The following is a 13,812-nucleotide window of genomic DNA, read 5'->3' as shown; positions in this document are numbered from 1 at the left end:
TGGACGTTTTTTGTCGTTGTGACGGATAAGATAGCGATTTGGGCCGTGATGCGAAACGAGAAAATTTCCCGGACCCTCAAGGCAGGCGCGGATCGGGGTGGGTTTTGGCCATAGCCGATGAAATCGCGGGTCGGCAGGTTCATTTTCCCTTCCATACCGGGTCGCGTTTTTCCGCAAAGGCGCGCGCGCCCTCCATCTGATCGTCGGAGGCATAGAGCGCATCCACGGTCGGATATTGCCGCCGGACGATCTTGTTCATCGTGTCCTGGAAGCTGCGCCCTTCGGCGTCGCGCATGATCTCCTTGATCGCGGCATAAACCAGAGGCGGGCCGCTGGCGAGATGATCGGCCATCGCGCGCGCCTCGCTCATAAGATCGGCGGCGGGGTAGATGCGGTTGATCATGCCCCAGCGCGCGGCCTCCTCCGCCTCGATCCAGCGCCCGGTCAGAAGCATCTCCATCGCGATATGATAGGGGATGCGTTTGGGCAGCTTGACTGACGCCGCATCCGCGACGGTGCCCGAGCGGATTTCGGGCAGCGCAAAGCTCGCGTGATCGGCGGCCAGAAGGATATCGGCGCTGAGCGCCAGTTCCAGCCCACCGCCGCAGCAAATACCGTTGATAGCGGCGATAATGGGCTTGTTCATGTCGCGCAGTTCCTGAATGCCGCCGAACCCGCCGACGCCGTAATCGCCATCCACCGCATCGCCATCCGCCGCCGCCTTCAGGTCCCATCCGGGGCAGAAGAATTTCTCTCCCGCGCCGGTGATGATCGCGACGCGCAAGGCTGGGTCGTCACGGAAATCCCGAAACACCTCCCCCATCAGGCGGCTGGCGGTCAGATCAATCGCATTGGCCTTGGGCCTATCAAGCGTGACCTCAAGCACTTGGCCGCGTGTCTCTGTTGTGATCGGATGGCTCATGGCTCTTCTCCCAAAGTGATAAGCGCATCGGCGGCCACCGCGCGGGTGGGGGTGACGATGAGCGGATTGATCTCAACCTCTTCCACGCGCGCCGCATTGGCCAGCGTGTAGGCCTGCACGGCCAGCACAGCATCGACGATGCTCTGCATCTCCGCGCCGGGCTTGCCGCGATAGCCTGACAGAACCGGCGCGATGCGCAAGGTCATGAGGGCTGCGCGGATATCCTCGGGCGTCGCGGGCAGCAGAAGCGAGGCCGTGTCGCACATAAGCTCGGTCATTGTGCCGCCCGCACCCAGGGTCAGGACAAACCCATGCGCCGGATCGCGGATGACCCCGACCAAAAGCTCGGTGATTGCGCCGGTGATCATTTCCTCAATCAGGAAGCTGTCGCCGGGCATGGTGCCTGCGGCCTTTATCAGCGCCTCGGGTGTGGCGATGTTCAGGGCGACGCCACCTGCCTCGGTTTTATGCGCCAAGCCTTCGGATTTCAAAACCGCGGGGAAGGGGGCCTCGGGTGCGGCCTCGGGCAATGCGCTGCGCTGGCATTGGTGTGCCTGCGGCACTCTGAGACCATGCGCGGCGAGGGCGGATTTGGCACGCGCTTCGCTCAGGGTGACTGGGTTGATCGGGGTGCCGGTCAGCGCGATTGGCTCCGCTTGCGGGGGGGGCAATTGAGCGGCGGCGATGGCGGTGAGCGTGTCCTCCAGACCCATCATCGGCACCATCCCGGCGGCGGCGGCACGGGCGGCAAAGGCCTCGGGGAGCGCTTCGGGCAACGTCGCGGTCAGAAGGAGCGGCTTGCCGGTGGCTTTTTGCGCCGCGCCACCGGCCTCAAACAGGCACCCCCACGCGGCGGGGTCGCAGCGGTCTGGGCGCGGGAAGTCCGCAATGAGGATGCCTGCGGCCACATCGCCTTGTAGCATGGCGGTGAAACAGGCGGTCATCTTCGCGGCATCGTTCCAGATAAAGGTATGGTAATCCAACGGGTTGGCGAGGGCGATCATCGGCCCGAGCGCGTCGCGCAAGCCCTTGCGCTGCGCGTCGTTCAGCGGCGGGAACGTGACATCATGGTCGAGTGCAACATCTGCAATCAGGCTCGCCTCGCCGCCCGAGCAGGACATTGAGATGATGCGGTTGGACGCAAGCTGGCCTGCAAAATGCAGCAGCTTGAGCGTCTCCAGAAGGGCAGTCAGCCCATGGACCTGCGCAATCCCTAGACGGCGCAATAGGGCGCGGGCCCCGGCGTCGCTGCCTGCAAGGGAGGCGGTGTGCGACACGGTCGCGGCCTGCGCTTGATCCGAGCGGCCCGCCTTCAGCGCCACGATGGGTTTGCCAAGCGCGCGCGCCTCAGCCGCGAGGGCCTCGAACGCGCGAATGTCGCCGATGCCCTCAATATGCATTCCAAGGGCGGTGACCCGCTCGTCGCGGAGCGCGGCAAGGCCCATCTCCGCAAGGCCCGTCTGCGCCTGATTGCCCGCTGTGAGCACATAGGCCAGTGGCAAGCCGCGCGCCTGCATGGTCATGTTGATCGCCATGTTCGAGCTCTGCACGAGGATGGCGGCGCCACGCTCCACCCGCTGACCGCCATGCTGGTCCGGCCACAAGAGCGCGCCATCGAGATAGTTGATAAACCCGTAGCAATTAGGGCCGAGCACAGGCATGTCGCGCGCGGCCTCAAGCAGGGCCGTTTGCAAATCCAAGCCATCGCCCGTCTCGGCCTGCGCCTCGGCAAAGCCGCTGGCAAAGCAAACCGCGCCGCCCGCACGCATGGCGCTGAGGCTGCGCACGGCGTCTATCGTGGCGTGGCGATTGATACCGAGAAAAACGGCGTCTGGTGGGCTAGGCAGGTCTTCGAGCGAGGCGTAGGCGCGCGTGCCCGCGACCTCAGAACGTGTTGGGTGCACTGGCCAGACTGCGCCTGAATAGCCCATTTTGGCACATTGCTCGATCACCGAGGCGCACCACGCACCGCCGCCGACCACGGCGATGGATTTGGGCCGCAAGAGGCGGGCAAGGTCGCGGGTCATTGTGATGTCTTTCCGAAGAGAGAAGAGCCTTCGGCGAGGATATTTAAGGCAAGAAGAATATACATTTTGTTAACCAGAATCGGAGACCTTCTCAGAGCGGGACAGGCGGGGACGCCGATGGCCGTGCAAGGAGAAGATCTTGTGTCTTTTCTAGAGGGGGTTGCTTTTGGGGCGCCCCCTCTTCTTCTTGCTGAAAATATTCTCGCCGAAGGCATAAAATCTATCTTACGCGCCCAAGGGGCGCAGAAGGTCACGACTGATGATGTGGCGCTGGATTTCGCTTGTGCCGTCCCAGATCCGCTCGACGCGGGCGTCGCGCCAGAACCGCTCGATCGGGAAGTCGTCCATCAAGCCCATTCCGCCGTAGATCTGCAAGGTTGCGTCGGTCACGCGCGCTAGCATTTCGGAGGCGTAGAGTTTTGCTGAGGCGATCTCGCGGTTGGCGGGCAGACCCTGATCCAGCCGCCAGGCGGCGGCGAGGGTGAGCCAATCTGCGGCGTCGATCTCGGTGATCATATCGGCGATCTGGAAGCTGATGCCTTGGAATTTCCCGATAGCTTGGCCGAATTGCTCGCGCTCGGCGGCGTAGTTCAGCGCCATATCAAAGCAGCGCCGCGCGCGGCCCACGCTCATCGTCGCCACGGTGATGCGGGTGGCGTAGAGCCACTCGTTCATCACCGCAAAGCCGCCATCGACCTGGCCCAGCACCTGGGCGTCCGGCAGGCGGCAGTCATCGAATTCGAGGATCATGTTTTTGTAGCCGCGGTGGCTCACGGATTTGTAGCCGTCGCGGATGGTGAAGCCCGGCGTGCCGCGATCCACGAGGAAGGTGGTGATGCGTTTTTTCGGCCCCTTCGGAGTGTCATCCTCGCCCGTGGCCACGAAGACGATCAGGAAATCGGCGTGATTTGCGCCCGAGATAAAGTGTTTCGTGCCATTCAGAACCCAATCCCCGCCGTCGCGCCGCGCGCTGCATTTCATGCCCCGCACGTCCGATCCTGCTCCGGGTTCGGTCATGGCCAGCGCGTCCATCCGTTCGCCGCGCACGGCGGGCATCAGGTATCTCTCACGCTGCTCCCCTTCGCAGGCCATCAGGATATTCTGGGGCCGCCCAAAGAAGTGGTTGAGTGCCATGGAGCCGCGTCCAAGCTCGCGCTCGACCAGCGCGAATTCCAGATGGTTAAGGCCTGCGCCACCGACTTCCTCAGGGAAGTTACAGGCGTAAAAGCCCAGATCGATGGTCTTTTGCTTGATCGCCTCAGACACCGCTTCGGGCACTTCGCCGGTGCGCTCGACCTCTGCCTCATGTGGATAGATCTCCTTTTCCACAAAGCTGCGGACGGTGGAGACGATCATCTCTTGTTCGTCGGTCAGGCCGAAATTCATCTTATGTCTCCTTCGCGTGCAGCGCGGCGAGGCGCTCGACATTGGCGCGCACGGCGGGTGCGGGATCGCAGGTGCGACGGGTCTCAAGGCTGACATGCAGCATGAATTGATCGCATGTTGCGAGTAGCTCCCCATCTGAGGCGCGGATCATCTCATGGGCGCAGCGGAGTTTTTTGCCTTGGCCTTCTGTAATGGTCGTGCGGACCTCAACCCGTTCGCCCGCATGGGTCTCGGCGAGGTATTTCACGGTTGTCTCCACGGTGAAATAGCTCATCCCGCCCGCGATATAATCATCATCCGCGCCGATATGGGCCATGACTTCCTCAGCGGCATCGGAGAAGATTTGACCATAGCGACCCTCGTTCATATGGCCGTTCACATCGGTCCAATCGACGGGGATCATCCGGCGCTGACTGATCAGGGGTGTGGCGTCTTCCATACGTGGGCGCATGGTTTTTTGGTGCTCGTTGATCAGGCGCCCTGATGCGTTGCCTTGTTGTTTAAGCGCGCGCATCATCGCGATGAGGTTGCCATCGCGTTTACGCTCCAGCTCGCGGATGGTGAGGTGGCCCGATTGCGCGTCCGACTGATCCGCGATCATATCCACCAACTCATCGGTAAGCTCCGGCACGTCCATCAACTTGGTCCATGGCCAGGTGAGACACGGCCCGAATTGCTCGATGAAATGCTTCATGCCCGCTTCACCGCCCGCGACGCGGTAGGTCTCGAAAAGGCCCATCTGGCCCCAGCGGATGCCAAAGCCATAGCGGATGGCGTTGTCAATTTCCTCAGTCGTGGCGATCCCGTCCTTGATGAGCCAGAGGGCCTCGCGCCACACGGCCTCAAGGAAACGGTCGGCGATATGGGCGTCGATTTCTTTGCGCACGCGCAGCGGATAGAGGCCGAGGGAGGTCAGCATATCGGCGGCGGTGTCCACGGCGTCTGGCGCTGTCTGAGGCGAGGCCACAAGCTCGATCAGGGGCATGAGGTAGACCGGGTTGAACGGGTGCGTGACCATGATGCGCGAGGGGTCTGTCGCGCCGTCTTGCAACTCGGACGGCTTGAAGCCGCTGGTGGACGAGCCTATCAGCACAGCCGGAGCCGCCGCCTGTATCTCGCCGTAGACTTTGTGCTTGAGGTCCAGCCGCTCGGAGACGCTTTCCTGCACCCATGTCGCCCCCGCGACCGCCTCGGCGATGGAGCCGTGAAAGGTGATGCTCCCCTCTGCGGGGAGCGCGTAGTCATAGAGCATAGGCAGGGCTTGGCGTGCGTTGTCCATGACCTCGCCGATCTTGCGCTCTGCCTCAGGGTCGGGGTCGAACACCCGCACGTCCCAGCCATTGAGCGCGAACCGCGCGGCCCAGCCGCCGCCGATGACGCCGCCGCCGATGATGGATGCTGTTCTGGTCATATGCTGTGGTCCTGCTTCGGTGCGCTCAGGGCGCGTTGGTTTCTGTGTGGCCGTCAATCGCGATGATCTGGCCGGATATCTTGGAGGCGGCGGGTGAGGCGAGGAAAAGCACCGTGTCGGCCAGATCATCCGCCGTGACCCATGTGCGCATCGACACGCCGCTTACATATTGCGCCCGCACATCTGCCTCGTCGCGCCCTGCGGCGGCGGCTTCCATGGCCACCACGCGGTCCATCCGGTCGCCCTCAACCGCGCCGGGGCAGATCGCGTTGACGCGCACGCCTGCGGGGCCAAGCTCCATCGCCAGCGTTTTCGTGAGACCCACCAGCGCCCATTTTGATGCGCAATAGGGCGAGCGGAGCGGGTGGCCCCATTGGCCCGAGGTGGACGAGGTGATGATGATCGCGCCCGACCCTTGGGCCCGCATCAGCCGCGCGGCCCAACGGCATGTCAGGAACGCACCGTGCAAGTTGACCGCAACGCAATCCTGCCACGCCTGATAATCCAGATCCTCGATCAAGCCCGCAGGCCCGCCGGTGCCTGCGTTGGCGCACACGACGTCGATGCCGCCCCATGCCGCTTCAACCTCGCCGAGAAACGTATCCATCTGGGCTGCGTCCGTCACATCGCAGGTGCGCGCGATAGCGCCGGGCAGGGCCTCGGCGGCGTGGGCGACGGCTTTGGGGTCCGCATCACAAAGCGCCACCTCGGCGCCATCCGCCGCAAACCTGCGCGCAAGGGTCAACCCGATACCCGAGCCGCCGCCGGTGATCAGGACGCGCATGCTCACCCGCGTGGCGCGCGTTTGGTCAGGCGAAGTTGCTCGCGCACCTCGCCCGGTGTCATGATCCGCGCGCCGAGGCGTTCTATGATCTCGACCGAGCGGGTCACGAGCTGATGGTTTTCGGCCAGAACGCCACGGTCGAGCATGAGGTTATCCTCCAGCCCCACGCGGACATTGCCACCCGCCAGAACGGCGGCGGCCACGTATGGCATCTGATCGCGGCCCAGCGAGAACGCGGACCATGTCCAGTCGTCAGGCACGTTGTTGACCATCGCCATGAAAGTATTGAGATCATTTGGCGCGCCCCATGGCACGCCCATGCAGAGCTGAACCAGAGCGTCCTTTTCCAGAACGCCATCCTTCACAAGTTGCTTGGCATACCAAAGATGGCCCGTGTCAAACGCCTCGATCTCGGCGCGCACGCCCAGATCGGTCATCATGCCGCCCATCGCCGTGAGCATGCCGGGCGTGTTGGTCATCACGTAATCGGCCTCGGCGAAGTTCATCGTGCCGCAATCGAGCGTGCACATCTCTGGCAGGCATTCGGCCACATGCACCATGCGCTCGGTCGCGCCGACCATGTCGGAGGCACCTTCATTGATCGGCAGGGGGTTTTCGGGATCACCAAAGATCATATCGCCGCCCATCCCGGCGGTCAGGTTGAGCACGACATCGGTATCGGCGGCGCGGATGCGGTCGGTCAGCTCGCGGTAGAGTTTGGGATCGCGGCTGGGCGCGCCGGTCTTGGGGTCGCGGACGTGGCAATGGACCACGGCGGCGCCTGCTTTGGCGGCGGCGATGGCGCTTTCGGCGATCTGCTCGGGGCTGCGTGGTACATGGGGGCTACGATCCTGAGTGCCGCCGCCGCCTGTGACGGCGCAGGTGATGAAGACATCTTTGTTCATGGTCAGCGGCATATCGGCGGCTCCTTTTGTGGTGGCAGGTCTGCGGATGAGACTACTGTGCTGGACGCATATGTACATTTGCCGTAATGGACAGAAATGATGCAGAAATGGACAAAACCACTACTCCGCCCCATCCGGGTGAGCGTGCTCATTTTCGATCAGTTCTCCAACCTTTGCCTTGCCAATTGTCTTGAGCCGATGCGCGCGGCCAATACGGTAACCCGCAGCGCGGCGTTTGACTGGTCTATCCTGACACCGGGTGGTGCGCCTGTGACCTCGTCCTCGGGAATGCAGGTTCTGCCCCATGCCGCATTGGGGGATATGATCCCCTGCGATTACCTTTTCGTGCACGCAAGCTACGGGCATGAGGCGCTGAACACCGCTGCCATGCGCCGGGCGCTCAGCCGCGCGGCGCGGCAGGCGGGCGTGGTGGTGGGCCTTGATGCGGGCCCGTGGCTTATGGCGGCGGCGGGGATGCTGGAGGGGCGGCGCGCGACGTTGCATTGGGACCTGATCGAGCCGTTTGGCGAGGCTTTCTTGCAGGTCGATGTGCAACGCGCCCGCGTGGTGCGGGACGGGCCGGTGATGACCTGCGCCGGAGCGATGTCGGCGCTGGACCTGATGCTGGGGCTGATCGGGGACCACCTCGGGACGGCGGGGCGGCTCGATGTGGAGGATCATGTGATGCATGGGCGCGGCAGGGCTGCGCCGGACCCTCAAGGGCGCGCGCCGGTGATCCGCCGGGCGCTGGCGCACATGCGCGCGCATGTGGAGCAACCCCTGACGCTCGTCGCTTTGGCCGAGGCGCTATCGGTGCAGCCCCGTACGCTGGACCGCCGCTTTCGTGCCGCTCTGGGCGCGCCGCCGGGTACTGTGTATCGGCATTTGCGTCTGTCGGAGGCGTTGAAGCTGTTGGAGAGCACACGGCTCAGCGTGTCGGAGATTGCTGTGCGCTGCGGCTACGAATCGCCGGCTGCCTTGGCGCGCGCGATGCGCCGCCGCTATGGCCGCGCGCCATCGGATCTGCGCAGCGCGTTTTAAAGCGTATCGCGTGTAACTGATGCCTCAAGTGAACGCGACAGGCTCTAGCCGCTTTCTTCTTCGAGGTGCATCTTCATGTCGATCAGCACCTTTTGAAGCTGCGTCGTCTCCCGCAGCAGGCGCTTGGCCTCGTTCACTGTGATCACGCCATCCTGAATGGATTGCTGATATTCGGCCATCAGCATCGCAAACCGTTGGCTCAGCGCGATTACATCGCTGTTCACGCCGCCTTTTTCTCTGGCGTTGCGCCGGTCTTCGCCGAACTCAAGCGAGATGCCCTTAAGCTCGGCCAGCGCGGCGGTGACATGCGGATAGGACGCGGCGTCTTCCAGGGCCGCCACCGCATCGACGGGCATGAAGCGATCCACGTGTTCGTCATGGTCCGAATAATAGCGGCCCAGTGTTGCCTTGGATTTGCCCGTCAGTTGGCAGGCGGGCTCGATGCCCACATCCTTCACCAGTGCCTCGGTGTGTTTCTTCAGGTAACTGCCCATGGACGACATACACTATATCCTTAAAAAACGTCTATCTTCAAAAAACTGCGCGCATTGCAAGGGTGCGCTGCATGCACCTTTTCACCTAGCGAGTTACTCGGGAAAAGTCATTTTTAAATCGCACTTGCGGCGCACACCCGCATATTGCTGTGGTTGTGCCGGATGCCTCGGGGTCCGTGTTTCTCACCCCGCCCGCCGCACGATGACAGAGCCCACGGAATATCCCGCCCCAAAGGAGCAGATCAGCCCAAGATCGCCCGAGCGCAGGTCGTCCGAGTATTTAGAGAAGGCGATGATGGAGCCTGCCGAGGAGGTATTCGCGTAGTCTTGAAGGATATTTGGTTGTTCTTGGGCACTGGGCGTGCGGCCAAGCACTTTGCGGCCAATGAAATCGTTCATGGATTTGTTCGCTTGGTGCAGCCAGAGGCGTTTGAGCGCGTCCGCCGTGATGCGTTCGTCCTCTAGATGGTCGTGGATATGGGTGCTGACCATGGGCAGCACTTCTTTGAAGACGCGCCGCCCCTCTTGCATGAACTGCATGTCGCGGCGGTCCTCCATCTGGCCCCGGCTGCGGCGCAGATATCCGTTATTGTTGCGGATGTTGTTGGAAAATTGCGTGGCGCAGCGCGTGCTGAGAATGTCGAATTTTGCGCCCTTGGCGGCCTCTGACGGCTCGATCACGGCGGCGGTGCAGACATCCCCGAAGATGAAGTGGCAGTCGCGGTCGCGCCATTCCAGATGGGCTGAGCATATCTCAGGGCTGACCACGATGGCGCAGTGGGCGGAGCCTGCGCGCACCATATCGGCCGCCGCTTGTATTCCGAACGTGGCCGAGGAGCAGGCGACATTCATGTCAAACGCAAAGCCACCCGCGCCCAGAAGCTGTTGTATTTCCACGGCAATCGCCGGGTAGGCGCGCTCATGGTTGGATGCCGCACAGATGATCAGATCAACCTCGTCGGCCCGCCGCCCGGCCTGAGCCAGCGCTGCGTGGCACGCGCTCAGCGCCATTTCGGCCATCATCGAGGGCGCATCATCAGCGCGTGCCGCAAAGCTGGGGTGCATGATTTCGGGATCGAGAATGCCGGACTTGTCCATTACGTGACGCTGATGAATCCCTGACGCGCCGATGATGAAATCGGTTCTGGAATGGGCTTTGGCCTCTAATTCCCCTGCGTCGATTGCGGCGGCGTTCCGGGTGTTGAAAAGGTCCGCATAGGCATTGAACGCGGTGACCAACTCGTCATTGGTAATGACCTGCGGCGGGGTAAAAACGCCGGTTCCGGTGATGGCGGGGGGTGTCATAGAAGCGCTCCCAAATAGCGGATAGGTGTCGCCGCCCGGTGTCGCAGCGTCAAGCGTAACCGGGCGTCAGTTGACCAGGTGCGGCCCTGTGCCCGTCTCGAAGAAGGTTTTGAGGTTCTCGACGGCCAGCATCCCGATCCGTGTGCGCACCTCCAGCGCGCCTGTGCCCATATGGGGAAGGAGGGTAACATTCTCCATGGCAATAAGGGCTTCGGGCACTTTCGGCTCATGCTCGTAGACATCAAGCCCCGCGCCCGCGATCATTCCCTTTTGCAGGGCCGCGATCAGTGCGGCCTCGCTGATGATATCGCCGCGCGCAATGTTGATGAGATGGGCGTGGGTCGGCATCTGCTTCAGGGCGGCGGCGTCGATCATGTGATAGGTCTCGGCCCCGCCGGGCACGCAGATAAAGGTGATATCGGCGCGGCTCAGCACGTCCCAAAGCGCCATCCGGGTGGCGGGGAAGGGCACATCCTTGTCCGAGCGCGCGGTGTAGAGCACGTCCATTCCGAAGCCGTAATGACAGCGCTGCGCAATAGCCGTGCCGATGCGCCCCATGCCGATGATCCCGGCGGTCTTGCCGGTGACATGCGTGCCCAGAAGCTGCGTGGGGTGCCAGCCGTCCCAGCGGCCCGCGCGCAAGATACGCTCGCCTTCGCCCGCGCGCCGCGCGGTCATCAACATCAGGGTCATGGCGATATCGGCGGTGGCATCAGTGACGGCGCCGGGCGTGTTGGTCACGGTGATCCCGCAGGCGCGGGCGGCAGTGGCGTCGATATGATTGTAGCCAACGCCAAAGTTGGAAATGACCTTGCAGCGGTGCGGGGCGTCTCCGAAAATCTCCACGTCGAACGTATCACCCAGCGTCGCCAGCACCCCATCATAGAGCGCCAAGGCCGCGCGCATCTCCGCCGGTTTCATCGCGGCGGTGCTGTCGCGGATTTCCACCTCGAACGCGGCCTCGGCGGCGGTGATCACGGCCTCGGGCAGGGGGCGGGTGAGAAAGACGCGGATCACTGCATCCGCTCGCCGTTTGGCACCTTATGATCGGGGCGGATGAGGACGATATCGCCGTTTGCATCGGCGAGGCCCAGCACCAGAACCTCCGAGCGCATCGGTCCGATCTGGCGGGGTGGGAAGTTCACAACGCCCATCACTTGGGTGCCGATGAGGCCTTCGGGCGTGTAATGCTTGGTGATCTGGGCGGAGCTTTTGCGCTCACCAATTTCGGGGCCGAAATCAATCCAGAGCTTATAGGCGGGCTTGCGCGCTTCGGGGAATTCCTCGGCCCGTGTGATGCGGCCCGCGCGGATATCGACGGCCAGAAAGTCGTCAAAGGTAATCTCAGCCATTGGAAAGCTCCCGTGCTCTTTTCGCGGCTGCCGCCACGGTGTTTTGGATGAGCGGCGGCAGGCCCGCAGTCTCGCTCATCAACACCTCAAGCCCCGCTTGCGTTGTGCCATTCGGTGAGGTGACGTTGACGCGCAGCTCTGCCGGGCTTTCGTCCGCCGCCTCTGCCAGCGCGCCTGCGCCCGCCACTGTGGCCTTGGCCAGTTGCATGGCGAGATCCGGCGAGAGCCCCTCAGCCTCGCCCGCGCGGGCCAGACATTCAATCATGTGAAACACATATGCCGGGCCGGAGCCCGAAACGCCTGTAACCGCGTCCATTTGCGCCTCATGCTCAAGCCGCACGACCTGCCCCACAGCGCTGAGAAGTGCGTCGGCAAGGTCCATCTGTGCGGCGCTGCTTTGGGCATTGCCGATGATTGCGGTGATTCCGCGCCCCACGGCGGCGGGGGTGTTGGGCATGGCGCGGATGATGGGGCTTTGCGCGCCCAGCGCCGTCTCGAAGGCGGCAATAGAGGTGCCTGCGGCCACGGAAACAAAGAGCGTTTCACCGCCGCCCATCCTTGTGATCGCGGGCAAGGCATCGCCCATCATCTGCGGCTTTACGGCGATAAGAACGATGGCAGGAGCCTCGGGCAGCGCCCCGCCTATGTGCACACCCGTGCCGCGCAACCAGTCCGACGGGTTTGGATCAATCACCCAGACGCTGCTCACAGGCAGCCCGCCCTCCAGCCAACCGGCGAGCATGGCAGAGCCCATCTTGCCACAACCCAGAAGCACGAGGCCTCGTTTGGCCACAAAATCCATATCCATGAAATCCCCCCGCGATTGCCTTACGGGGGCGAGGTTTACGCCCGCCCGTAGGCCTCTGCAATGGCGACCTGAAGTGCGTCGGCAGGCTCCTGATCGCCCCAGACGACAAGCTGAAACGCCGGGTAGTACCGTTCGGCGCTGACCACGGCTGCCCCGATCATCGTATCGATCTGCTCGGCGCTGGCATCCTGCCCACCGGCCAGGACGAGGCCATAGCGGTAAACCATCAGTTTTTGCTCGCCCCAATAGGTGAACGCCCCCGCCCAGCAGCGATCATTCACATCGTTGAGAATATTGTAGAGCGCGGGCATTTTATCCGCCGGAGGGTCCATATCAAAGGTGCAGATCATCCGCAGCGTTTCGTCAAAGCCTGACCATGCGAGTGTGATGGAATATGTCCGCCATTTGCCCTCGACCGCCATGGCGATCTGATCATCGCCGATCCGGTCGAAATCCCACTCATTATGCTGGGCAAGATGCTCAACAATATCAATGGGGTGAATGTCGTCGGTGAGATATTGCTCGGAGAGTGCCATGGTGCCACCTCGTGTTTTCATGGCGCCCGAGGTCCGGTTTGGTCCTGCGGTGCCAGATGCCTGCTCGATGGGCGGAAGCTTATCCCCCGTCCCTTGCTTTACATGGTGCGCCACCCGATTCGCGCTGTAAAGCAATAAGTTGTGGATAACCGCAATAAGTTGTGGATGCTCTGCCTTGGTTGTCTATATGCGCCCAATGGTTGACGCTGTGGCGGGTTAATCGGCATCATCCAGAGCGCTGAGCGCGCCCGCATCTTCGAGCGCGATAAGATCCTCAAGGATTGCGTCAAGGGTCCCGGTGAAGGTGATTATAGCCGCGTCGCGTCGCAGCTGGTTGGGCGCGTTGCGTATGATGACCCTCAGGGCGCGGACTTTGGCCACGCCTTTGCGAAGGTTGTCGAGCCTCTCGGCGCTGGCTGAGGCCATTGATTTCTTCACTCGTACCACACCTGACGTGCGGCACGGGAACGCCCGATATGCATGCACGCCATTCACCAAAGTTAATGAAATATTAAGGGCGCGGGGGGCGGTTTGTCATCCCTCAATTGGCAAAGGGTTAACGTAAGCTCAGCCCTTTTTGGAGCCTTCCAGCGCCTCGATCCGCGCCATCAGTGCGGCGTTCTCTTCGCGCGCTTTTTGGGCCATCGCGCGCACGGCATCAAACTCCTCGCGCGTGACGAAATCACGATCCGCAAGCCAGCGGTCCATCATTGACGACATGGCCGTCTCGGCCTCTTGCTTGGCGCCTTGCGCTACGCCCATCGCGTTGGTCATCAGTTGCGAGATATCGTCGAGCACTTTGTTGCGGCTTTGCATGGGGCATCCTTTGGCGTTTTGCTTT

General features: G+C 62.6%; 15 protein-coding genes. 1 reads left to right on the top strand and 14 read right to left on the bottom strand.

Translation table 11 applies throughout. The features are described 5' to 3' along the window. Window positions 1-139 precede the first annotated feature (139 nt). The 6 genes from KUD11_RS02125 to KUD11_RS02100 all read right to left on the bottom strand — a co-directional run bounded on the left by KUD11_RS02125 (window position 140) and on the right by KUD11_RS02100 (window position 7,447). Window positions 140-922 carry a carnitinyl-CoA dehydratase gene (locus KUD11_RS02125; RefSeq protein WP_109387027.1) on the bottom strand — a complete coding sequence of 261 codons (783 nt, stop codon included), beginning with the start codon at window positions 920-922 and terminating at the stop codon, window positions 140-142. Further along, a complete protein-coding gene (locus KUD11_RS02120; protein WP_109387029.1) occupies window positions 919-2,949 on the bottom strand; it encodes an acetate--CoA ligase family protein in 2,031 nt (676 codons plus the stop codon). The genes KUD11_RS02125 and KUD11_RS02120 overlap by 4 nt, the downstream gene beginning before the upstream one ends. Before the next feature lie 225 nt (window positions 2,950-3,174). After that, window positions 3,175-4,335 (bottom strand): acyl-CoA dehydrogenase family protein, encoded by a 1,161-nt coding sequence (locus KUD11_RS02115; RefSeq protein WP_109387031.1) that lies wholly within the window; start codon window positions 4,333-4,335, stop codon window positions 3,175-3,177. A gap of 1 nt (window position 4,336) precedes the next feature. Continuing rightward, the gene (locus tag KUD11_RS02110; RefSeq protein WP_109387033.1) at window positions 4,337-5,746 is read right to left on the bottom strand and encodes a carnitine 3-dehydrogenase; all 1,410 of its coding nucleotides are present in this window, start codon (window positions 5,744-5,746) and stop codon (window positions 4,337-4,339) included. A gap of 25 nt (window positions 5,747-5,771) precedes the next feature. Continuing rightward, on the bottom strand, window positions 5,772-6,530 hold the full coding sequence (locus tag KUD11_RS02105; protein WP_109387035.1) for an SDR family oxidoreductase: 759 nt from the start codon (window positions 6,528-6,530) through the stop codon (window positions 5,772-5,774). A gap of 2 nt (window positions 6,531-6,532) precedes the next feature. Then, window positions 6,533-7,447: a BKACE family enzyme gene (locus KUD11_RS02100; RefSeq protein WP_109387037.1), complete on the bottom strand. Its 915-nt coding sequence runs from the start codon at window positions 7,445-7,447 to the stop codon at window positions 6,533-6,535. A gap of 126 nt (window positions 7,448-7,573) precedes the next feature. Here KUD11_RS02100 and KUD11_RS02095 point away from each other — a divergent pair, with 126 nt between their 5' ends. Beyond that, window positions 7,574-8,476, top strand: coding sequence for a GlxA family transcriptional regulator (locus tag KUD11_RS02095; RefSeq protein ID WP_258305394.1), 903 nt, complete (start codon window positions 7,574-7,576; stop codon window positions 8,474-8,476). 44 nt (window positions 8,477-8,520) lie between these two features. Here KUD11_RS02095 and KUD11_RS02090 read toward each other — a convergent pair whose 3' ends face one another. The 8 genes from KUD11_RS02090 to KUD11_RS02055 all read right to left on the bottom strand — a co-directional run bounded on the left by KUD11_RS02090 (window position 8,521) and on the right by KUD11_RS02055 (window position 13,787). Then, window positions 8,521-8,979 carry a hypothetical protein gene (locus KUD11_RS02090; RefSeq protein ID WP_109387039.1) on the bottom strand — a complete coding sequence of 153 codons (459 nt, stop codon included), beginning with the start codon at window positions 8,977-8,979 and terminating at the stop codon, window positions 8,521-8,523. A 174-nt stretch (window positions 8,980-9,153) separates the two neighbouring features. Next, window positions 9,154-10,275: a beta-ketoacyl-ACP synthase III gene (locus tag KUD11_RS02085; protein ID WP_109387041.1), complete on the bottom strand. Its 1,122-nt coding sequence runs from the start codon at window positions 10,273-10,275 to the stop codon at window positions 9,154-9,156. Between the two features lie 66 nt (window positions 10,276-10,341). Beyond that, window positions 10,342-11,292: a 2-hydroxyacid dehydrogenase gene (locus KUD11_RS02080; RefSeq protein ID WP_109387043.1), complete on the bottom strand. Its 951-nt coding sequence runs from the start codon at window positions 11,290-11,292 to the stop codon at window positions 10,342-10,344. Further along, complete coding sequence (locus KUD11_RS02075) at window positions 11,289-11,627, bottom strand: tRNA-binding protein (protein WP_109387045.1); 339 nt, start codon at window positions 11,625-11,627, stop codon at window positions 11,289-11,291. Before KUD11_RS02075 ends, KUD11_RS02080 begins: the two co-directional genes overlap by 4 nt. After that, the gene (proC, locus tag KUD11_RS02070; RefSeq protein ID WP_109387047.1) at window positions 11,620-12,435 is read right to left on the bottom strand and encodes a pyrroline-5-carboxylate reductase; all 816 of its coding nucleotides are present in this window, start codon (window positions 12,433-12,435) and stop codon (window positions 11,620-11,622) included. Before proC ends, KUD11_RS02075 begins: the two co-directional genes overlap by 8 nt. Before the next feature lie 35 nt (window positions 12,436-12,470). Further along, complete coding sequence (locus tag KUD11_RS02065) at window positions 12,471-12,971, bottom strand: type III secretion system chaperone family protein (protein WP_109387049.1); 501 nt, start codon at window positions 12,969-12,971, stop codon at window positions 12,471-12,473. Between the two features lie 216 nt (window positions 12,972-13,187). Continuing rightward, window positions 13,188-13,409 (bottom strand): hypothetical protein, encoded by a 222-nt coding sequence (locus tag KUD11_RS02060; protein WP_146190868.1) that lies wholly within the window; start codon window positions 13,407-13,409, stop codon window positions 13,188-13,190. A 129-nt stretch (window positions 13,410-13,538) separates the two neighbouring features. Then, window positions 13,539-13,787, bottom strand: coding sequence for an accessory factor UbiK family protein (locus KUD11_RS02055; protein ID WP_109388350.1), 249 nt, complete (start codon window positions 13,785-13,787; stop codon window positions 13,539-13,541). Window positions 13,788-13,812: the final 25 nt, after the last annotated feature.

It is taken from the genome of Roseovarius carneus (genome assembly GCF_020141465.1).
GTDB classification, from domain to species: Bacteria; Pseudomonadota; Alphaproteobacteria; order Rhodobacterales; family Rhodobacteraceae; genus Roseovarius; species Roseovarius carneus.
Note: the sequence above shows the minus strand (reverse complement) of the source record. Positions and strands in the feature narration are given on the sequence as shown.